At 29.7% G+C, this 22447-nt stretch carries 22 protein-coding genes and 1 riboswitch; of the genes, 7 read left to right on the top strand and 15 right to left on the bottom strand.

What is annotated here, in order from left to right:
- Positions 1-97 precede the first annotated feature (97 nt).
- From CLOPA_RS02375 to CLOPA_RS02365, 3 genes are all read right to left on the bottom strand, one after another.
- The gene (locus CLOPA_RS02375) at positions 98-451 is read right to left on the bottom strand and encodes a DsrE family protein (protein WP_015613878.1); all 354 of its coding nucleotides are present in this window, start codon (positions 449-451) and stop codon (positions 98-100) included.
- 430 nt (positions 452-881) lie between these two features.
- A complete protein-coding gene (locus tag CLOPA_RS02370) occupies positions 882-1040 on the bottom strand; it encodes a hypothetical protein (protein ID WP_207637895.1) in 159 nt (52 codons plus the stop codon).
- A 53-nt stretch (positions 1041-1093) separates the two neighbouring features.
- Positions 1094-2269 (bottom strand): phosphoribosylaminoimidazolecarboxamide formyltransferase, encoded by a 1176-nt coding sequence (locus CLOPA_RS02365; RefSeq protein ID WP_015613877.1) that lies wholly within the window; start codon positions 2267-2269, stop codon positions 1094-1096.
- A 199-nt stretch (positions 2270-2468) separates the two neighbouring features.
- Positions 2469-2544, bottom strand: a riboswitch (ZMP/ZTP riboswitch).
- A 175-nt stretch (positions 2545-2719) separates the two neighbouring features.
- On the opposite strand from CLOPA_RS02365, the gene treP reads away from it, so the two are divergent.
- From treP to treR, 3 genes are all read left to right on the top strand, one after another.
- A complete protein-coding gene (gene treP / locus CLOPA_RS02360) occupies positions 2720-4663 on the top strand; it encodes a PTS system trehalose-specific EIIBC component (protein ID WP_015613876.1) in 1944 nt (647 codons plus the stop codon).
- Positions 4664-4721: 58 nt separating this feature from the next.
- Positions 4722-6401: an alpha,alpha-phosphotrehalase gene (treC, locus tag CLOPA_RS02355; RefSeq protein WP_015613875.1), complete on the top strand. Its 1680-nt coding sequence runs from the start codon at positions 4722-4724 to the stop codon at positions 6399-6401.
- 137 nt (positions 6402-6538) lie between these two features.
- On the top strand, positions 6539-7249 hold the full coding sequence (treR, locus tag CLOPA_RS02350) for a trehalose operon repressor (RefSeq protein ID WP_015613874.1): 711 nt from the start codon (positions 6539-6541) through the stop codon (positions 7247-7249).
- A gap of 17 nt (positions 7250-7266) precedes the next feature.
- Here treR and CLOPA_RS02345 read toward each other — a convergent pair whose 3' ends face one another.
- Together CLOPA_RS02345 and CLOPA_RS02340 are read right to left on the bottom strand one after the other, a co-directional pair.
- Positions 7267-7827 carry a hypothetical protein gene (locus CLOPA_RS02345; protein ID WP_015613873.1) on the bottom strand — a complete coding sequence of 187 codons (561 nt, stop codon included), beginning with the start codon at positions 7825-7827 and terminating at the stop codon, positions 7267-7269.
- Between the two features lies 1 nt (position 7828).
- On the bottom strand, positions 7829-8665 hold the full coding sequence (locus tag CLOPA_RS02340) for a hypothetical protein (RefSeq protein ID WP_015613872.1): 837 nt from the start codon (positions 8663-8665) through the stop codon (positions 7829-7831).
- Positions 8666-9060: 395 nt separating this feature from the next.
- On the opposite strand from CLOPA_RS02340, the gene CLOPA_RS02335 reads away from it, so the two are divergent.
- The 4 genes from CLOPA_RS02335 to CLOPA_RS02320 all read left to right on the top strand — a co-directional run bounded on the left by CLOPA_RS02335 (position 9061) and on the right by CLOPA_RS02320 (position 11631).
- A complete protein-coding gene (locus tag CLOPA_RS02335) occupies positions 9061-9711 on the top strand; it encodes a TetR/AcrR family transcriptional regulator (RefSeq protein ID WP_015613870.1) in 651 nt (216 codons plus the stop codon).
- A gap of 267 nt (positions 9712-9978) precedes the next feature.
- Positions 9979-10455, top strand: a complete 477-nt coding sequence (locus tag CLOPA_RS02330) for a flavodoxin domain-containing protein (RefSeq protein WP_015613868.1) — start codon at positions 9979-9981, stop codon at positions 10453-10455.
- Positions 10456-10480: 25 nt separating this feature from the next.
- Positions 10481-11044: a flavodoxin family protein gene (locus tag CLOPA_RS02325; RefSeq protein WP_015613867.1), complete on the top strand. Its 564-nt coding sequence runs from the start codon at positions 10481-10483 to the stop codon at positions 11042-11044.
- A gap of 2 nt (positions 11045-11046) precedes the next feature.
- Positions 11047-11631 (top strand): CDP-alcohol phosphatidyltransferase family protein, encoded by a 585-nt coding sequence (locus CLOPA_RS02320; protein ID WP_015613866.1) that lies wholly within the window; start codon positions 11047-11049, stop codon positions 11629-11631.
- Here the strand turns inward: CLOPA_RS02320 and CLOPA_RS02315 are convergent.
- The 10 genes from CLOPA_RS02315 to CLOPA_RS02270 form a co-directional block, all read right to left on the bottom strand.
- Positions 11596-12546 (bottom strand): alpha/beta fold hydrolase, encoded by a 951-nt coding sequence (locus CLOPA_RS02315; protein WP_015613865.1) that lies wholly within the window; start codon positions 12544-12546, stop codon positions 11596-11598. The two genes, CLOPA_RS02320 and CLOPA_RS02315, sit on opposite strands and share 36 nt — an antisense overlap.
- Positions 12547-12628: 82 nt before the next feature.
- Positions 12629-13399: a methyltransferase domain-containing protein gene (locus CLOPA_RS02310; RefSeq protein ID WP_015613864.1), complete on the bottom strand. Its 771-nt coding sequence runs from the start codon at positions 13397-13399 to the stop codon at positions 12629-12631.
- 42 nt (positions 13400-13441) lie between these two features.
- Positions 13442-14305, bottom strand: a complete 864-nt coding sequence (locus CLOPA_RS02305) for a hypothetical protein (protein ID WP_015613863.1) — start codon at positions 14303-14305, stop codon at positions 13442-13444.
- Between the two features lie 89 nt (positions 14306-14394).
- Positions 14395-14922 (bottom strand): histidine phosphatase family protein, encoded by a 528-nt coding sequence (locus tag CLOPA_RS02300; RefSeq protein WP_015613862.1) that lies wholly within the window; start codon positions 14920-14922, stop codon positions 14395-14397.
- Between the two features lie 31 nt (positions 14923-14953).
- Complete coding sequence (locus CLOPA_RS02295) at positions 14954-15526, bottom strand: GNAT family N-acetyltransferase (protein WP_051115595.1); 573 nt, start codon at positions 15524-15526, stop codon at positions 14954-14956.
- Between the two features lie 181 nt (positions 15527-15707).
- Positions 15708-16334 (bottom strand): class I SAM-dependent methyltransferase, encoded by a 627-nt coding sequence (locus tag CLOPA_RS02290; protein ID WP_015613860.1) that lies wholly within the window; start codon positions 16332-16334, stop codon positions 15708-15710.
- 166 nt (positions 16335-16500) lie between these two features.
- Positions 16501-17262 carry a peptidase MA family metallohydrolase gene (locus CLOPA_RS02285; RefSeq protein WP_015613859.1) on the bottom strand — a complete coding sequence of 254 codons (762 nt, stop codon included), beginning with the start codon at positions 17260-17262 and terminating at the stop codon, positions 16501-16503.
- A 307-nt stretch (positions 17263-17569) separates the two neighbouring features.
- A complete protein-coding gene (locus CLOPA_RS02280; protein WP_051115594.1) occupies positions 17570-18031 on the bottom strand; it encodes a phosphohydrolase in 462 nt (153 codons plus the stop codon).
- A 199-nt stretch (positions 18032-18230) separates the two neighbouring features.
- Positions 18231-21485: an MMPL family transporter gene (locus CLOPA_RS02275; RefSeq protein WP_015613858.1), complete on the bottom strand. Its 3255-nt coding sequence runs from the start codon at positions 21483-21485 to the stop codon at positions 18231-18233.
- A 246-nt stretch (positions 21486-21731) separates the two neighbouring features.
- The gene (locus CLOPA_RS02270; protein ID WP_015613857.1) at positions 21732-22280 is read right to left on the bottom strand and encodes a TetR/AcrR family transcriptional regulator; all 549 of its coding nucleotides are present in this window, start codon (positions 22278-22280) and stop codon (positions 21732-21734) included.
- Positions 22281-22447: the final 167 nt, after the last annotated feature.

Genomic DNA, 22447 nt, shown 5'->3' with positions numbered 1-22447 from the left:
TTATTAATGAGATAATGAATTACAGCCCCCACCTCTAAGCATAGCGTAGGTGTGGGGAGTATGTCACTTATCTTTACTAAAATTTTATATCAATACACTACCACGCTTTTAGATAAATATATTCTTCACTTTGTCTATTTATAAGTTCTAAAGTTCCAATTGGAACTTTATCTACAAAATTAATTATGTCATCGCTTTTTATATTATAAGTTGTTAATGAATTATTACATGCAACAAATTTTATCCCTTTATCATTCAAATTTCTCATAAAGTTAAGATCTGTGTTTAAAATTTCATTAATATCATAAAACTTTACTGCTTCTGAAGTAGCTAAAACTTCAATATAAAATTTGTCATTACTTAAAGCATCTAATAAAATACTAACATCTTTTAATAACAAATTCCATTTGTCAAGTTCATCAATATGAAATATGACCTTATTTTCTGACATAAAAATTCCTCCCTAAATATATTCGGATTGGAGTCATCACTATCTGCTAATGCTTTTACTTCAAAATCCAAATTCAGACTGCCTAACAAGCATTACCTTATAGTATTCTCTTAGTGCATATTGTATTTTAATAAAGAAAATATCTAATTGGCCTCATTTTTAAGAAGAAGCAGCATGCATTTACATGGTGCTTCAAAACTTACACCGTAAGTAAATTATAACATCACATATAACAGTCCACCACTAGTTAAAGTATATGATTATTTAAGTTATTACTGAATATGTATTTAAAGATTACTTCATAATTTGTAAATTTTTTTACTCTCTTGTCTGTAAACAATCCAAATATTGAAAATACAAATAGTATAATATATGATTTGAATGTGAAAATCATGGCACTAATTTTCAATGCCATGATTCTATAAATTTATTATACTGTTTTAACTTTTCTCATATATAATCTAAATGCCAGTTCTTCAACAAAATTAAACATGCTGATAGTTATTAAATATATACCAACTGCAATAGGTGCCGCTTTAGCAACAATTAAACTGACAATTGCCATTATTATGATGTTTCCTTTTGTCATCTTAGCCTGACCTTCAATTTTGAAAAAGCTTACGTAGGAAAGTAAACTTGGAGTTAGTGATGAAACAATCTAACATTTGAACAAGCCATTACCATATCATACTCATTACATGCATCTATTACTACATCATCCCTTATGGAGCCACCAGGTTGGGCAATGTATTTAACTCCACTTTTTGAGGCCCTATCTATATTATCACTAAAAGGGAAAAATGCATCTGATCCCAAAGCAACATCTTTTAAGTTAGAAAGCCATGCTGTTTTTTCTTCTTTGGTTAATCTCTCTGGAATCTCTTTAAGTACATCCTTCCATCCTTTAGTCTCCATAGAAGTAACGTCATCTCTTAGAAATTGATCAATTACATTATCTCTTTCTGCCCTTGAAACACCTTCTTTAAAAGGCAAATTTAGTAAAGCGGGATGCTGCCTTAAATACCAAAGATCTGCTTTTGATGCAGCAAGTCTTGTACAATGTATTCTTGACTGCTGTCCGGCTCCTACACCGATGGTCTGACCGTCTAAAGCAAAACAAACGGAATTAGACTGAGTATATTTTAATGTTATCATAGAAATAAGTAAATCTCTTTTTGCCTCATCTGTCATATTTTTATTATCAGTTACTATATTATCAAGCATTTCCTCTTTTATATTAATGTTATTCCTCTTCTGCTCAAAAGTCATACCATATATTTGTCTTCTTTCTATAATCCTTGGCTCATAGTCAGAGTCCATTTTAATTATGCAGTATTTTCCTTTTTTCTTTTTCTTTAAAATCTCCAAAGCTTCCTCTGTATATCCTGGAGCAATTATACCATCTGAAACAGATTTACTCAAAATTGTTGCAGTAGGTAAGTCAACAATGTCACTTATGGCAGCCCAGTCACCATAAGAAGAAACTCTGTCTGCACCTCTAGCTCTTGCATAAGCACAAGCTACAGAAGATAATTCTATATCCTCAACAAAATATGCCTTTTTTAATGCATCACTAAGTGGCACTCCAACTGCTGCACCTGCTGGACTTACATGCTTAAAAGAAGCTGCTGCTGGTAATCCTGTTGCTTCTTTTAACTCTTTCACTAATTGCCATGAGTTAAAAGCATCCATTAGGTTTATATAACCTGGATTGCCATTTAAAATTTCAAAGGGTAAAGACTTATTATCTGTATAAATTCTTGCTGGCTTTTGATGTGGATTGCATCCATATTTAAGTATAATTTCTGAATCTTTCACAATAGTAACCTCCAAAAAACCGTCTGAGTAAATAATGAACTTACCCAGACGGTCGATATTTTTCTTAGGCATATGAAAATAAATAAAAGGCAAAGATACGAGGTATATTTTGTGTAATACAAGGAAACAGGTTCTGATGATAGTGGGCTATCAGAAGGTTCTGTTGACGCAGTATGACGCAAAATAGACTAGTATACTGACTGGTTATTTTTTGAATATGCCTAGAATCATGTTCCCCATGGTTAACTCCATTTCCGCCAGTTACATGATTCTTTTATTAACTTTTACTAAATTATATTATACGTAATTTGTTATGTCAATTTATAATTTTTAATTAACATATATTTTTAAAAATTTATCTTAACATGTATAAACAAGTGTTGACAAACTTGTTTATACATGTTACCATGCAAATATAACGTTTACACATATTATAAGGGGGAATCATTAATGGAGGTTTCAAAACAGTCTGTAGAAGAAATTATTGCAGCCGTTGGCGGTAAAGACAATATAACTGCTGCAACTCATTGTGTTACTAGATTAAGATTTGCTTTGAAAGATGAAAATAAAATAGACAAAGACAATCTTGATAAAATAGACATAGTTAAGGGATTTTTTTCAAGCAATGGTCAGTTCCAAGTGATTATAGGTCCCGGACTAGTTGATAAAGCTTATGATATACTTGTTTCTATTACTGGAATTCAAAGCGCAACAAAGCAAGAAATAAAGGATGCAGCAGAGGACAATCTTAATATAATTCAACGTTTAGTGAAAACGTTAGCAGATGTATTTATACCAATACTTCCAGCCATTGTTGCTGCAGGTTTATTAATGGGTATAAATAACATTCTTGCTGGCAAAGGTATCTTTTTTGCAAATAAATCACTGATTGACGTTTATACTCAGTGGAAAGATCTTTCCGATGTTATAAACCTTATAGCTAATACTTCCTTTACATTTTTGCCGGCATTAATTGGTTGGTCAGCAGTTAAAAAATTTGGTGGAAATCCACTTCTTGGTATTGTATTAGGCTTAATGCTTATTCATCCATCCTTACTAAACGCTTATAATTATGGAGAAGCTGTTGCAAAGGGTACAGTACCTTATTGGAATTTATTTGGACTTAAAGTAGCTAAAGTAGGATATCAAGGACAAGTTTTACCAGTATTATTTTCATCTTTTGTATTGGCAAAATTAGAAATACAGTTAAATAAACGTGTTCCTAATTCAATTAAATTACTACTTGTTGCGCCTATAGCTTTACTAATAACTGGATTCTTATCCTTTATTATAATTGGACCAGTAACCTTCTCTATAGGTAATGCAATTACTTACGGATTGGTTTTCATATTTGATAAGTTACCACTACTGGGTGCTATTTTATACGGTGGTTTCTATTCAGTATTAGTTATAACAGGCATGCATCAAATGTTCCTAGCAATAGATTTTCAGCTCATAGCAAGCACAGGTGGAACTTTCTTATGGCCTATACTGGTTCTTTCAAATATTGCACAGGGTTCTGGTGCCTTAGCTATGATGTTTATATCTAAAGATGAAAAAATAAAGGGACTATCTTTTACTTCTGCTATTTCAGCTTATCTTGGGATAACTGAACCAGCTATATTTGGAGTTAACCTAAGATTTAAATTCCCCTTCTTTTCTGCAATGATAGGTTCAGCAGCAGGTGCCATAATAATAACTCTAAATCATGTTAAGGCGCCTGGTATAGGTGTTGGAGGATTACCAGGCTTTTTATCAATATTTCCACAACAATGGGGCATTTTCTTTGTTGGAATGATTGTAGCCATAGTAATTCCTTTTATATTAACTTTGATATTATCAAAGTTCAAGAATTTTAAGTTACAAGATTCAAAGAATGAAAAAGCTAGTTTAAACGAAAAGTCTGTAAATGAAGAAGTTATAGATAGAGAAGCTAAAGAAAATGAAACCATTTTATCGCCTCTTGATGGTAACGCTATATCACTTAAAGAAGTACCTGATCCAACCTTTTCTCTAGAATTAATGGGTAAAGGCATAGCAATAGAACCTTCAGATGGAGTGTTAGTATCACCGGTAGATGGAACTATAACTCTTTTATTTGAAACAAAACATGCAATTGGGATAAAAACTGATAGTGGAGTAGAATTACTTATTCATATAGGAATAGATACAGTAAAAATGAATGGAGAAGGATTTAAGAGTTTTATAAAGCAAGGAGAAAGAGTAACAGTTGGGCAGAAAATAATTGAATTTGATTTAGATTTAGTTAAAGAAAAGTCACCTTCAGCAATGACAATGCTTCTAGTAACTAACGTAGATGATGTGAAATATGTTGAACCATTAAATGTTGATAATGTTAAACAAGGTGATGAATTATTGTCAGTAGGTATATAAGTCAAATGTAAGACTTAGTAAAAATAAATAATTAAAAATATAAATGGTGGTGTTAAGCATGAATGAACTTTGGTGGAAAAAATCTGTTGTATATCAAATTTATCCAAAAAGTTTTAAGGATACGACAGGAAATGGAACAGGAGATTTACAGGGAATAATAGATAAACTTGATTATATAAAAACTTTAGGAGTAGATGTTATATGGATAACCCCTATATATGAGTCTCCTCAACATGATAATGGCTATGATATAAGTGATTATTATAAAATAGATTCTCGATATGGAGATATGAACACTTTTGAGAATTTATTGTCAGAAGCTCATAAAAGAAATTTGAAAATTATATTGGATATGGTAGTTAATCATACCTCTACAGAACATAATTGGTTTAAAGAATCATGTAAATCCAAAAATAATCCTTATAGAAATTTTTATATATGGAAAGATGGCAAAAATAATGAAATTCCTAATAACTGGCAGTCTAAATTTGGAGGCAGTGCCTGGAAGTACGACGAAACCTCAGGACAATATTATCTACATCTTTTCGATACTACTCAGGCAGATTTAAATTGGGAAAATCCAGAACTTAGAAAAAGCATATATGATATGATGAATTTCTGGCTAGGCAAAGGAGTAGATGGTTTTAGATTAGATGTAATTAATTTATTATCCAAGGATCAAACTTTCCCTGATGATACTTTAAATACGCCTTCAGAAGATGGTCGGAAATTTTATACAGATGGTCCTAAAATTCATACATTATTAAAGGGAATCAATAAAAATGTATTCTCAAAATATAATAATATGCTAACTGTTGGTGAAATGTCTTCTACTTCTATAAATAATTGCGTTAAATATACAAATCCTGATGAGAAAGAATTAAGTATGAGTTTTAGCTTTCATCACCTAAAGGTAGATTATCCTAATGGAGAAAAGTGGTCCGCAGCTCCATTTGATTTCATAAAACTTAAGCAGATACTCAGTGACTGGCAGTATGGTATGATTAAAGGTAACGGATGGAATGCATTGTTTTGGTGTAATCATGATCAACCAAGAGTAGTATCACGTTTTGGAAATGATAAGGAATATCATAATAAATCTTCTAAAATGCTGGCAACTACTATTCACTTATTACAAGGTACTCCTTATATATATCAAGGTGAAGAAATAGGAATGACTAATCCAAGCTTTGACAAAATACAGGATTATAGAGATGTAGAATCTATAAATGCCTATGATATATTAAAAACTAAAGGTAAATCTGAGAAAGAAATTATGGATATACTTAAGCAAAAATCTAGAGATAATTCGAGAACTCCAATGCAATGGAATGATTCTAAAAACGCAGGCTTTACTGATGGAACCCCTTGGATAAATGTATCTTCAAACTTTTCAAATATAAATACAGACAATGCATTAAAAGATAAAAATTCTGTTTTTTATCACTATAAAAAGCTTATAGAATTAAGAAAAGAATATGATATAATTGCCTACGGAGATTTTGAGCTTATATTAAAAAATGATTCACAAATATTTGCATATATTAGACGTTATAAAAACGAGAAACTATTAGTAGTAAATAACTTTTATGCTGAAAGTACTACTTTTACTCTTCCAAAAGATATAAATTTAGAAGGAAAATCACAAATATTAATATCTAACTATGATGATACACAAAACAATGTAAATAAATTTGTATTGCGTCCATACGAATCTGCAGCCTTCTATATAAGATAATCTATAATGATTATAGAAAGTATCAGTGATTACGAACAGATTTTCAAAATTCACTGATACTTTTTTATAATTTATTTTGCTTATGACATTAGTAAATGGTATACTCTTTATGAAAAATAGCTTTCGGAGGCTTACTAATGGATAAGAAGTACATATGCATATATGAAACCATAAAAAATGATATACTTAATGGAAATTACAAGCTAGGTGAAAAACTTCCTTCTGAAAATGAGCTTTGTAAAATTCACAACACAAGTAGAGGTACGGTTAGAAGAGCTTTAGACCTCTTGTCAGAAGAAGGTTTTGTAAACAGTGTTCATGGTAAAGGTGCTTTTGTTCTAGACAACAATCAAATCACTTTTTCCTTTGGTAATATTATAAGCTTCGCTGAAGTTTCAAGCATGACTGGAAATAATTTTGTTACCTCTGTACCAATATTTGGAGAAATATTAATTGATGCAGCTTTGCATAAGAAAACTTGTTTAGCAGAAGGAAAGGAAGCTTATAAATTATATCGTGTCAGAAGTTTAAATAATGAAAGCATTATCTTGGATATAAATTACTTTCTAAAGGATACTGTTTTAAATCTTACAAGAGAAATTGCAAAAAAATCTATTTATAAATACATTGAAGAAGATTTAAAAATTAAAATAGGTTTTGCTAAGAGGATTATAAAAATTGAAGCTGCTAATTCCATTGATAAAAAAAATCTGAATATGAAATCTTATGATTTTGTAGTGGCAGTAAAGAACTTTGTATATTTAAACGATGGGACTCAATTTGAGTATACAGAATCAAGGCATCGTCCTGATCGCTTTGAGTTTTCTGATTTTGCTAGAAGAAGATAATGCTAAGAACATAAATTCTATGTTCCTAGCTGCACTCTACACTTCCTAAACATCACCATAATACAAATAATTGCAATGCCCTTTATCATTCCTACAATAAAGAGAAATATATTATACCCTACAGGTAAGTTTATAGAAAAAGGAATAGAAAATAAAAATATTAAAGATATTACAAAATAAAACTTCCATGCATCAGCTGTATTTGTCATAAGTGAATCTAATTCCCGTTCCCTGCAAAGCTCACATATTCCCTTGCATATTATGTATATGAGGTAGAGATCAACTACAGCTGTTACTGCTCCAATTAGCATTGTAACTAATCCTAGATTATAAGAACTTCCTATCATAATGCTATTATCTTTATTATGCCATACATCCTTTAAGGTAAGTATTACAAGTATAATAGCCGGAAGCTTCCCCTTTTCATAGATCTTATGTTGTGATGATAAGATATTTAATCCGGAATAAATAAGCATATATCCTGCAAAATTAGGGAGTACATTTATAGGTCCCAGATTTATGTGAAAGATAAGGACTATCATTCCCCAAAATAGCCTGTTATAACTTGAAGCATACATACTACTCCACCCCCTTATTATCTTTCAAAACATTGATATTAATATTGTCCGAGGAATATGGATAAAAGTCTATAAAACAAGGACTGCTGCCTTTGTTGCCCTGTGAATCTTCCGTTAAAATGTTAAAGGTTAAATTATATGCATTATTTAGTCTTATATCATTTCTATTATTGAAATTAAATGCATAACTTACATCAATAGTTTCACCAGCTTTCATTTTAATAGGAAAGGTTATTTTAGAAAGCGGTACACCACCAATGTTTATCTTTAGCACATCTTTTAATCCATCGTAAAATCCACTATTTATCCCTGTAATATTGATATCTTTGTTTGCATAAAGAATAGTGCTTCCATTGCTATCCGTGGTTGCTGTAACACCACGCTGCACCAAATCATCGCTACTGTTTTTATCACTGTAAAGATATATTTTACCCAAATTTACATTTAATATTTTCCCATTGGAAAAAGTTATCTTTGCCTTAGTGATAAACTTATTTTTATATTCATCAGGTATTTTATTATTACTATCATTATTAATATTTATCATTAAAACTTTTAATTTATAATATGGTCCATTAGTATTACCCATATCATACTCAGCAAAGTTTATATACTGTTGTCCTATTTCAGGCAGTACAATATTAATTATCTTATCTTTTGAATTTATACTTTGCACATAGTATAATTTAAAGATATCTCCACTTATGTTTACATCATAGTAATGTTTTATAAACAAAGGCTCTTTAATAGCATGCTTTTCATAATAAATAATGTTTCCTGTCCATAACACTATTAACAGTACCATTCCTATGACTATCAGTTTTTTATTTAAATTCATATTTACCTCCCAATCTCTTATAATTTTATCTAAACTAATAATTTATAAATAAAAGCTTCATAACAAATTTAACACATGAATTATTTCAATTTTTTCTTTAAAAAACACTAAATCAAAAAAAGAACTTCCTAAAGCTAAACCAAAAGGAGTAGAAATTATATTTCTTCTCATACTTCACCTCCATAAAATATTACTGTATAAACAGAACATCAATAATCACACTTCAGACATGTATAGATAATAACATATAATTGATTATATGGAAATTTGATATTAAATACTATAATAATAGATTTTTACTTTAACATATTAGTATTGACATAACTACACTAAAATGATACTCTCTTATTCAACAGTGTTTAATAACTAAACTATGTTTAAAAGGAGTCGTAAATATGGGTACAAAAGAACGTAAGGAACGTGAAAAAGATGAGCATAGAGAGTTAATTCTCAGTGCAGCAAATGAAATTATAGAAAAAGAAGGTCTAGAAAATCTTTCTATCAGAAAAATTGCTGCCAGGATAGAATACTCCCCAGCAATTATATATCACTATTTTAAGGATAAAGAAGAAATAATAAATATTATTATGCAAAAATCCTATGAAAAAATATTAGATGTTTTATCTTCATCTGAAATTTCGAATTATACTCCTGAAAATAAAATAAGACATTCCCTACATAAATATATATACCTGGCTTTGGAAATGCCTGAGGAATATAGAACCATACTTCTTAACAACTCACCTGGAGTACGTGAGCATACATCAGTACTTTTCAAAGGTGCCTCTATAAAAAGAAAAGCTTTAGGTATACTATATCAATCTTTAAAAGATATTTATATGAACAAAAACATTGAGGATAATGTAATTGAGCTAACTGCACAAATAATATGGACTTCTACTTTTGGACTTATCTTAAAGCTGATAGTTGAAAAAGATACTCCTGAAGAACAGCGAAAGTTGCTTATTGACCACCATATAAATCTTATAGTAGATGGCATAATACTAGGAAAGCCATTAACTAGTTATGTGAATTCTAACACTTAATTTAAACCTGTATTCAGTAAATAATACTTATAATATGATATCACTAAATTTAATTGTGAAGTTTTTTATAAATCAAATTAAGTATTATCAATTGTAATAACTGTTAGTGAAGTCACCATATTCACTTCAATTACAGCCATGATAATTGGACAAATTTTATTAGGAGTAAAGGTAAGTTTTGCAGAAGTCATTATATTTCCTGCATTTAATTTGATAATAATATACTGCCTGTTTCTAATTATGAAAAATATTAAGGAGTGAATAAAAATGAAAACACTTATAGTCTACGCAACAAAACATGGTTTTGCAGAAAAATGCGGCAAGCTTTTAAAAGATAAACTTTCTGGTGAAGTTACAACTGTAAATATTAAAAAGGATACTCTTCCTAACCTATCTTCCTTTGATAAAATTGTTATAGGAGGCTCTATTTACATGGGAAGAATTCAAAAAGAAATAACTGAATTTTGTACCGAAAATCTTGATGTCCTAAAAGATAAAAAAATAGGTCTCTTTGTCTGTGGTATGCAAAAAGATAATATTGAAACTGAAATAGCCACTTCTTTTCCAAATGATTTATTAACTCATGTCTCTGTTAAAGAGTGCTTTGGCGGTGAATTTATACTGAAAAATATGAATCCTCTAGAAAGATTCATAATAAAAATAGTGGCTAAAACAAAAGATGATGTGTCTAGTATTTCTGAGGAAAATATCAATAAATTTGCTCAGATAATGAATACTCTTTAACTTACTAATGAGGAGAGATACTTAAATGAAAATTATTTTAAAAGTTCTTTTATATATAGTTTTAGGAATACTTGCCTTATGTATATCAGAAATGTTGTTTTTCTTTATCCTTATACATTCAAATAATACAGAAAAGGGAAACAAAACAGTAATTATGAAAACAGATTCAATAGCACATTCAAAGGCACTTGTTGTATACCAACCCTCTTTAATGACTGATTCAACTAAAAATGTAGCTTATGACCTAGCTAAAGGACTAAACAGTAAGGGTTATGATGTAACCATTGCTTATCCGGGGAAATATCTTTCAACTGACCTTTCAACCTATAAGGTAGTTGTTTTTGGTTCTCCTATTTATATTGGACAAACTTCTTCTGTGTTAAACGATTATATAAAAAGTGTTAATAATTTAAAAGATCAAAAAATCCTTTTATTTGTTACAGGTGGAGCGGATGATTCAGAACAGCTCAATAGCTTAGAAAAGCTTTTTACAAATGCTGAGATTCCAATGAAAATATCATTCAAATATAATGATAAAGGCAATGAAAATAAAGCTTTTAATTTAGGTTCTGAAATTGGAAAGGAATAATTATGAACATTGTATACAAAATACTCCCTAATATAATTACTCTATCTAGAATTTTATTGACTTACGTATTTCTTTTATTACAAAATAAACAATATCATGATATAAAAAATAGGGAGACTTTTCTGTGTTTATCAATTGTTTTTTTATGTATATGTATTACAGATTTAATTGATGGAAAGATTGCCAGATTTCTCAATAGTAAATCCTTTATAGGAAGCCTTCTAGATGTGGCAGCAGATGCTGCCTTTATTTTTTCATCATTTATATTCCTGAATATTCATGGAATTATACCTTTTTGGTTTACAATAGTCATATTAAGCAAATTTGTTGAATTTATAATCACATCCTATGTATGGAAAAAGCTGAATAATAAAACCTCTGAATTATTCATATCTGATCCTATAGGTAAATTAACAGCAGTTTTATTTTATATTATTCCTGGAATAGTAGGAATTTTATTTTACAAATTTCAGAATAATCTATTATTAGCAACTAATACGTTGATATTTATTGCAACTACATTATCAGTTATTTCATCTTGCATAAGATGCTCAAATTGTTTTAAGCACTTTAAGAGAATACCTTGAAAGCCATGCCAAAACATCTTCAATAACTTCATCTTTATTAATTTCATTTAACATGTCATGTCTGCCATCCTTATAAAGCTTAAAGGTAAGATCTTTCACTCCCAGTGACTTATAAGTTTCAACTAATCTTTTTACTCCCTTACCACTTTTTCCTACAGGATCTTTTCCACCGGAGAAAATATATATAGGTAAATCTCTAGGAACAGTTTTTAGATTTTTCTTATTTTCTATTTCTATTAAACATTTAAAAAAATCATAGTAAAAGCTGCAGGTAAATACAGTGCCGCAAAATGGATCTTTTATATACTTGTCTACTTCCTCATTATTCCTGTTAAGCCAATCAAATTTAGTTCTGTTTGGCTTAAACGGTTTATTATATCCTCCGAAAATGAGATCATTTAATATCTGGCTCTTTGCTTTTACTCCATTTTTTTTAATTTCCAATTTAGAAACTAGTAATCCAATCCTTAATATAAGTCCTTGCCTACCATTAGAACCATAAAGTATAGCTCCTTTTAATTCCTTTCCATATAGCATTATGTATCGTTGGGTCAAGAAGGATCCCATACTATAACCTAATAAAAATATTGGCAAATCTTTATTTTCTTTTTTTATAATACCAGTAAGGGTATGCATATCCTTCACTAGCCATTCAAAACCATCTTTTTCTGCTAAATAACCAACATTCTCTATATTTTTTGCAGTCTTACCATGTCCTCTATGGTCATTAATATAAACAATATATCCATTCTCCGTTAACATCTTTGCAAATCCTTCATATCTTGCTGCTGTCTCCGCCATACCATGAGCTATCTGTATAACTCCTTTAATATTAATATTTTTTTCTGGTTCCCACTTATAAACGTAAATTTCCAAACTATCTTCACTTTTAAAAATAAAATTTACAGATTTCATTATTTATCTTTAGTGATAGAATGTATCTCAGTACAAGCCTCCACTAAATTCTCGCCTCTTTTCTTTTTATATTTTTTAATAATCATCTCACAGCAATAAAAAAGAATCTTGGAAATCTAAAGATAATATTGCCATTTTTCTGTGTTGGATATTCTTTTACAACCCGTTTAAAAATGTCCTCCTCAAAGGCTTTCTTTTTCTCATCTGATAGAATATTTAAATATGGTCTCAACCCTGTACCACGATACCATTCTATGATGCCATTATGAGATTTTAGTTTATGGCAATATATAGTTTCCCACATAGAAAAATCCGATGAAATTTCTGAAAGCAAATCAAAGTATTGACTTTGTGTAAGATTATAGAAAACTCTAGGATTAGGAAATTCTGATTTCCACTTTTCACTTGTTGAAACTTCTTGGATAATTTTATGAATTGGCTCTTCGTAATTCATTGGTATTTGTATTGCAAGTATTCCATCAGGCTTCAGCAGTCCAATTATGTTTTTTAAAAGTTCATTGTGATTTGGTATCCACTGAAGGCAGGCATTTGAAAAAATAATATCAAAATCATTGTCAAGCATTGATAAATCTTTGCTTACATCACAACTCATAAAATAAAGCTTAGGATAATTTTTCTTTGCGGTTTCAATCATGTTTAAGGAATTATCAACGCCGAGAATGTATGCATTTGGAAATCTTTGTGCCAAAACCTGTGTACTATTTCCCGGACCACAACCAATATCAAGAACCTTTTTGGGATTATCAATATTAATACGATTAGCCAGATCAATTGCTGGCTGTGTTCTTTCATTTTCAAATTTCAAATATTGTACTGAATTCCAATCTGCCATAATATCTTCTCCCTTTTTTATTCTAATATTAAACAACCTTTATCAATTATAATTATATAAAATTCCTCTCCAACTATCATATATTTTCTTTGTAATAGAGAATAAAACAACATCAACTTTTTCCTGCAGCGGTTCTACAAATCCAATAAATAGCCTGTGATCAAATAAATTTTCGTTTTCTGGATTTTTTGTTTTCTCCATTAACATCATTGGAGCAGTAGTATAATTTATACCCTTTTTTAATCTCTTTTCGGTAAATAGTTGCAAGTCTTTAATATCTGAATGGGAACTAGCCACTCCCCATAGCAGCTTTTCATTTTCATTACAGCTAAATAAACACCTGCGATCCTCTGCAATTTCTTCTGTATACAATTCTTTTATTATGATGCTGCTTTCCATACCATTCTCTGGATCTTTATATGTAAAATCAAATGGCTTATCCACTGAGCCAATCTGCATTGTATGTTCCTGATGTATCAAATATTCTTTGACTTCAATTTTGTTAATCAAGGATATTTCTTTTATTTCAACATCTTTTTCCAGTGCTTCGAATTCACATTGTATAATATCTAGTTGTTTATCTATGAATTCTTTTGGAAGCTGAATCCTATTTTTAAAATATTTCTCTGTTCCGTTTCCCTGTCTTCCACCAATGGAGTTGTATTTTTTTCCATTTACTAGTAGTTGAAAATAGCCTAACTTTACTACTTTTTGTCTTCCATTAAAGCTTTCAATTAAACTCTCTTCCAACGTCTTAGGCATATGTATAGGCTCATGGCTATCACGGTTTTCTCTTTCAGTTATAATATCAAGTAATATCCTAGTATCAATAAAATAAATGCTAAGTACAAAATATTTTTTATCGTTTATGTTGAATATTTTATTGATTTTTATTTCTTTAAGCAAGTTTATGACCTCCTTAATTTACTTTATTCATATGATTCAATACAGAGTGGCATTTATCAATCTAGTCTATCTTTTCATAAAGTATATATTTAAATTTTAGTATATTCTAATATTGAACAATGTAAAATTTTATCCACTGGAACTAATGCAGCAAATATTTCTGCATGAGCAACCACAGTTACCCTCGAATAATTTAAATATCTCACCAAAACCGAATCAATTCTTTTTCTAAGATTTTCTTTTGTTTCCCAAAGTTTTAACTCATCTTGTGGGTATACTCCCCCATGCATAGTATAGTCATGCCATAATTCAATTAATTGATCTTTCGAATCATAGTTAAAATTTAAATCTGACTGCCATTCTCTCAAGTCAAATTCTACGTGTAAATCAACTCCAGTCTCCTTTGATATAATAGAAGCAGTTTGTAGCGCTCGTGTATATGGTGAAGAAATAATAATATTTGAGTTACCTATTCTTACATCCTTAGAAGCTTTTTTAGCCTGCTTGATACCATTGTCCGTCAAAGGTATCAAATCCATTGCTTGTCCTTTTAAATTATATTTCTCTATACTATCCCAATCTTGCTCGCCATGTCTAATGAAATAAAATTGTGTCAATTATAACACTTCCTTTCATCAACTTGAATAATTATAAAATCACTATCTCATACAGTTTAAACCAAACTAATTCTGGAATATTTAAACCCAGATCAACAGTTCCAACATATTTATATCCACTCTTCTCATATAATGAGATTGCCGGTGCATTATGAATAGAGACATCTAAACGAATTGCTTTCATTTCCTGTTCAATACTATATGTCTTTGCAAAATCCATTAACTTTTTTCCAGCACCGTTTTTCATATACTTTGGATGAACAACAAGAGTATGTATTACAATAATATCATTGTAGTCCGCTTCAATTCCCCAGGCTACTTGAGAGTATGCAGTTTCAGGTTCATGATTTAGTATTATAGAACCTGCTATTTCATTATTAATTTTTAATACAAATAAATTATTATTTTTAATTCCGTTAACAGCTGTTTCTCTAATAGGATATATGCCCTTTATCCATCCTGGATAATTTATTCCTGTTTGTAAATAATCATTTAAATCATCATATAAACTCGCTAGTTCATCTATGTCATTTATTGTTCCTTTTTCTATTATGTAATCATTACTATCTGCTTTTTCAAGTAATCTATAATTCAAAGTAATCATCTCACTTTCGTACGAATTATTAATCTATATGATAATATCTCCTGTCATATAAAGTACAGCCTTTCCACTTATCTTAACTCTATCACCAGCCATCTCGCAATATAACAATCCACCTCGCTTTGATAACTGCCTGTTAATTTTCCATCATCAATGTGTTAAACTTATCACCTTTTATTGTATGTCACATTTTCTTAATTGAAATTTCCCATGCTATTTTACTCATATTGTACCTATTTATCTCTGTTTCCATTATATATAGAATATCCCATTCTCTAAAAAGTTCTCTCAATTGTGATTCATTAAAAAATCTCTTTAAATTACCATCAATATTATAAAAATTTTCTTCTATTTTTATCCCTTGTCCTGCGCCATAATTCATATCTCTTGTTGAATTAACTCTACATATCAATGTACCCTCGTTTATTAAAACTCTTTTTATTTCTTTCAATATATCTTGAGTTTCATTCCATGTAAAATAATGTAATGAAAGGTCTGAAATAATTACTTTTGCAGAACTATCTTGAAAAGGCAAGCCATCTTTCATATCAAAGCATTTAACATTTAAATTATCAATAAAATTACTCAATCGTCTTAATGCCTTTTCTGAAAAATCACAAGAAATCACTTCATATTTTCTCTCTTTGAGGTAAAGAGTATCATTCCCAAATCCACATCCTAAATCAATAATTGGAGTATCCTTTGATTTCATAAGTATATTCTCATATTTATCTAACCATGGGTCATATTTAAGTTTTTTATCCAAAATTGATTCATATATTTTATTCCAATATTCTTTTTGTAGATTCATTTTTAATTTTTCCCCTTTTTTCAATAACATCAGTAATTTTATTCATTAACCTCCACACAGTGGCTAGATTCCATATTAACTACTTAAACTACTTGAATACAATCGGTTTTTTATGCTCCGTACAGCAATATTTGCTATAATATCGGCTGAAAAGAAATTGAAAAACTTATGTTAGCAGATAGTTTTGCTTAATGTACTCTATCCATTTATTTTGCAATTGCTTCTCTGTTACACCAAAAATATTCATGAAATTATTAGGGCATTTTATTAAACTACATAGCTTATCATAACCAAACTCTTCTATTATTGATTCTACTATGGTATATGAGTATTGATACCCATTACGGTTGAAAAACGTTTGAAAATCCTCTCCAGTATCTAAATCTTTGAATGTGGGAATCATATTACTTATTAATCCGTTCTTAACGGTTTTTCTTATCCAATTTTCATCATTATCTTTTGCTTCGTAACAGGCAACTCCTTCATTCAACCATCTTGGTGTATTCCCATTTATTTTATTTACTAAGATATGAACGAACTCGTGAACAGCTGTATTTAATACGTTATCAAAATCTGAACCTGGTGGTGGATTTAAAGGGGATGCTATGACAATTTTACCTACCCCAAGCCCTCCTCTTATCCAATCAGGTGCATTGGGAAATCCCAAAGCAACATGAAGCTGATTAAGATCTGAATGAATTTCAATAGTCATTTTCTTCTGAAGTTGTTCACTAAAATTAATGGTAATTCTATTATAATTATTTTCAAGAACATCTAAAACTTTATCTATACATGTCTTGTCTATTTCGGTGTAATAAACTATAAAATGTTGAGTTTCTTTTTTTAAATTTAGCTTGTAATCTTTCTCTTTATATATCCGTTTAAATTCTACATTACCTGAACAATCTTCTTTTCTTTTTCCTATCATTTAGTTTCTCCTTCATATTATACTTAAATCTTTATATAGTGATAATCCCCATTTAGCTATACAAAATTTCACCAATTATCATGCACAAAATCCCATTTTATCTTAACTTATACATCAATATTATAATATAGCATATTAGTTATCAACTAATAATTTCAATAGGATGCAAATATATATATTCTATTTTTGTATCAAAAAATAGAAAAACACTATCAGACTATTGTGTTTAAGTAGATTTGATAGTGTTGATTTTTGTTACTTTTGTAAATAGAATAGGTTAAATTAAGGATATGATTAATTCGCAATCCTATTCAACGCCTTCTATCTCTAGCTTCAATCTATTAAAATATTCCGCCATAAATTTAAGCCTCTCTTTTCCAATCTCTTTTGCTTTTTCTGTATACAATTTGTCAGGGATTTTTTTAAACTTTACTTCATATTCAATAAAAGGCGTATGTTTTGAAACATCTTTTAATCTTCCGTTTTCAACAGTGTTATCCTCTAAATAATCATTAATTGCTTCATCTACCCTCAATCTTTGTCCAAATTGTCCTGATAACATAAAAGTACGGGCAATCCCAATAGCACCAATAGCATCAAGTTTATCTGAATCGAAAAGTATCTTTGCTTCTATTGTAGTAGGCTCATTTCCGGTTCTGAATCTATGAGCTATAATACAGTGTTTTATTTTTTCTATTTTTTCTTCTTCATATTCTAAACTTCTCAATATGCCCTCGGCAATTTCACTACCTAAAACAGCATGGTCAATTTCTCCTGAACAATTTCTATAATTTTTTTATGCCTTGTATCTGTATCCATTATGTCATCCTCCATTTACTAAAATAATTTTATGAACTCAGCATGCCAAACATATGTTCGATTGTCAAATTATTCTTATTTTGTATTATATACTAAAAAACACTATCAAAACTATTGCATTTAATAGCTTTGATAGTGTTAATTTTTATTTACGAAACTTTACTATCCTCAAAGGAATCATCCTTATTTTTATCCATCAAATTATTTATCCACCCAGGCAGGGCAATAAGTGATGGTACAAATATTGGCAGCAGTAATAAACTTAAAGCTGCAAGACCAATAACTACGGCTATAGCCAGTTGAATTAATAATTTCACCCCAGATGGTGCCATAGTAATAAAGGTACCTCCAAGAATTAATGCCGCTGACATTACTATTCCACCTATATTTTTTGAAGCTATGATTATTGCTTCATTTTTAGAAATACCTTTGCATTCTTTAAACCTCATCATTAGGAATATACTGTAGTCAACTCCTAAGGCTACAATCATAACGAAGGAGAAGAATGGTACATTCCAGGAAATTCCATCAAGTTTAAATATATGGAATACTATAAAATTCAATAAAGAGGATGATATATAGTAAGCTGCCATTAAAGCTATACTTATATACAATGATATTAAAGGTGACCTTATCACTAATACCAGTACTGCAAATATAGCAATTAAAACTATTACCTTTATAGTATTCAAGTCACTAAGTGCTATTTTATTCAGGTCATAGTCAGAAGCACTGGTGCCAGTAACTCCATAGGTTGCATTCTTAAGGTCAGTTCCATTAATAGCATTTGGTATTATATCATTAATATTTTTTGCAGTATTCATAGCCTCTGTTGAATAAGGGTCAGCATCCAAGACCACTGTAAGCTTAGTTATCTTTCTATCATCAGTCATATACATATCCAAGGATTTTTTAAAATCATCAGAATTTAATTGTTCACTTGGCAGGAAAAATGTCTGAGTATTAGTTAATTGATCCAAATAATTGTTTGTCTGATTAAGTCCACTAGAAATAGAAGATAATCCATTACCGCTTTGTCCTAAGGCATCTTTTAATTCAGGTATACTTGAAGAAAACTTCTTAAGTTCATCATTAAGCTGAACCTGACCTCCCTTCACCTGACTTAATCCTGAATTAAGTTTGCTCATATTTTGTATTATTTCACTTTGACCATTTCCACCTGCTCTAAGCCCACTGGCTAAAGCAGAAGAACCATCCTGAAGCTGTGAAAGTCCAGTTACTATCTGGTTTTGAGCAGCATTAATATTATTTATATTTGTTGTAACATCTCCAAGATTCGATGTAACAGTATCGTAATTCTTTTTGAATTCAACAACTCCGTTGTTTAACTTCTGAGCACCAGTATTTAACCCTTCAACTCCAGTGCTTAATTGAGTAATACCACCATTTAATTGTCCTATTCCACCATTTAATTGCCCTATTCCATCAACTGCTTTTTTTAAATATGGGTCATTAGTAATTGCAGTTTTAAATCCAGAGTCATTATTTAACGCAGCAAATGAGTTAAATAGTTCATTAGAATTATCATTAAGTGTACTGGAGGCATTTTTTATTTCTCTAATGTGTTCCTGAATTTCACTGATCCCACTTTGAAGATCATCAGCACCCTTCTCAATCCCAGCATAGGAAGCTCCCAATTGATTATATTTATCATGTATTTGTGATACTCCAGCTGATAACTGCTGTGTATAGCTTACTACCTGTGCCAGACCATTCTTAGCCTGAACTATACCAGCATTAAGCTTATCTGCACCATCAGCTCCCTGAGAAATCACTGTATTTACCTGATTCATTCCTGAAGTTATAGCAGTTAATCCATTTTGAACCTGTGTAGTTCCAGCTACTAGGGCATCAACTTTAGATAAATCATTTAAGTTAACCGAATTTAAATTGTTATTAATCTGTGTTAACCCATTATTTATTGTATCTACACCATTCCTAGACTTTGAAATTCCTTCCGTTACCTGCTGAGTCTGTTTCCCTATATAAAGCAAATCAATAGGATTAGACAAAGGTTCTGTCACACTGGATACAGACTTAACTCCCTTAACATTTCTAATTTGCTTAGTTAAATTATCAATTGCACTTAAATCAGCATTATTGTTCATTGGTTTATTATTCTGAAGAACTACTGTAGTTGTCAGTGCCTGCCCCTTTCCAAAAGAATCTGCCACCAAATTAAAGCCTTTTACAGATCCAACAGAATCACTCAGTTCATTTATTGTATCATAGGAATACTTTTGAACATTAAATAAAACTATAGGAATAAGAACAAGTATTATTATAATTGAAACTAAAGCTGGTTTTTTTACTGAAAATGAAGTTGCTTTCCCCCAAAACTTACTTGGCTTGTGATTGGTAACTTCTTTTGAAGGCCAGAAAAGTTTTATTCCCAAAGTTTTCATTATAAAAGGAGTAAGGGTTAGTATTTCAAGTAAAAGTATTATTACACCAATAGCAACACAGTTTGCAGAACGATACATTCCAAATTTAGCAAGAGTAAGACTTAAAAATGCTATAAAAACTGTAGCTATACTAAAAACTATTGTTTTTCCAGCAGTTTTATAGGTCTTTATAATTGCCTCATCTATTGAGTTACTCTTTGACATTTCATCTTTAAATCTGTTAAATAAGAGGATATTATAATCTGTTCCAATACCAAATAATATAAGTACAAGAACCATCTGGGTAAGTGATGAAACAGGGTAATTAAATCTATAGACAAACTGTCCTACAATGGCCATGGAAACAATATAGGATATTCCTACTGCAAGTAGAGAAACAATTGGAGTAACAAAAGACCTGAACATAATTATTAATATAACTAATATAAAAATTATAGTAAGTATTGCACTTTTATCAACACCATTGGAAATAACCTTTATATAATCATCATTTATAAAATCTTCTCCTGTTAAATAATAATTTATATGAACATCTTTAAGTTTATTTTTAAATTCATTTTGTATATCACTTACTTCACGTCCGTTTTTATTAAGTCTAAAAGTCACCATAACAGTTTTTTCATCTTTTGAAACCAGATTTGATTTAATATCCGGTATATTAAATGGATCAAGCATATCACTTACACCAAGGTCTTTTTCATTATCCTTAATGATATTTACTCCAGCCTTTATATTATCCATATCACTGGAAGTCAATTTATTTTTACTGTTAAACACCATCAGATCAGCATTTCCTGAGGTCTTATTCATTTTCTTTAGAATATTATCCGCTTTAACAGAAGGATTATCATCACTTAAAAATTGCTGTCCCTTATCTCTAAGTACCTTATTTAGATCTGGTGAATATACTACTGATAATACTACTGCAGCAATCCACACCACAAATATAACCCATCTGTATTTTATTATTTTATGCATTTTTTCCCCTCCATCAATAATCTTTAGTTTCTTTGATATATCACCTCACTTAAACTCCTATTAATTTTTTATATAATTAAATTTATATATTAAACTTTAATTTCACAACTAACTCAAAAATTATTGGTAAAGCTTTATTATTTTTATCAAAAATTACACAAATAAAATAGTTATTTTAATGCTTATGAGGATTAGTTGTGAATCTAAGTTCAATATAATTATGTTAGCCAAAAGTATGATGCAAACTTATTTGAGAATACCCTTTAATGTTATTTTAATAATACCGTCAATAATATCATCTATAGTCAAATTGTTATTAACGAGAAAGTCGTAATCAAAAAATATATCACTAATTTTTTGAATTAACTTACTTAAAATTCTATAATCTATATCCTCTTTAATTTTTCCCTCTTTCATTGCATCTTTTATGAGTTTTTCTACTATGTCTAATTTAAAATTTTTTAGTTTCTGTACTTCTTCCCATTGCCCTGGATAATATAGTTTTGCTTCATTAATAATATTTATAGGTATTTTATATTCATTATTTGAACTGACAATTTTATGAAGTTTATCACTAAATTCTCCTTCATAATTAATAGCTTCAATAGTATTCTCCTTACATGTTCTTATAACTTCATTAAAGAATTCTTTTACTATTTCATCTTTACTGCGAAAATACTTATATATAGTTTTTTTGCTAATTTTCAGCTCTATTGCAATTTCATCTATAGTAAATTTTCTCAAACCATATACCTCTATTTTTGAAGTCGCCACATCCAGTATTCTTTCTCTCATATTCACACCTATTTTCACTGTAGTCTAAGGAAACTATATTGGTTTAATTAGTTTCCACATAGTTATAATATATCATCATTAATATGTTGTCAATTATAATTTTTTAACAATTATACATTTATGATGAAAAAATATAGGTTATTTCTCGTATATTTTCCGTTCAATTG

The sequence above is a fragment of the Clostridium pasteurianum BC1 genome, assembly GCF_000389635.1.
Classification (GTDB): domain Bacteria; phylum Bacillota; class Clostridia; order Clostridiales; family Clostridiaceae; genus Clostridium_I; species Clostridium_I pasteurianum_A.
Note: the sequence above shows the minus strand (reverse complement) of the source record. Positions and strands in the feature narration are given on the sequence as shown.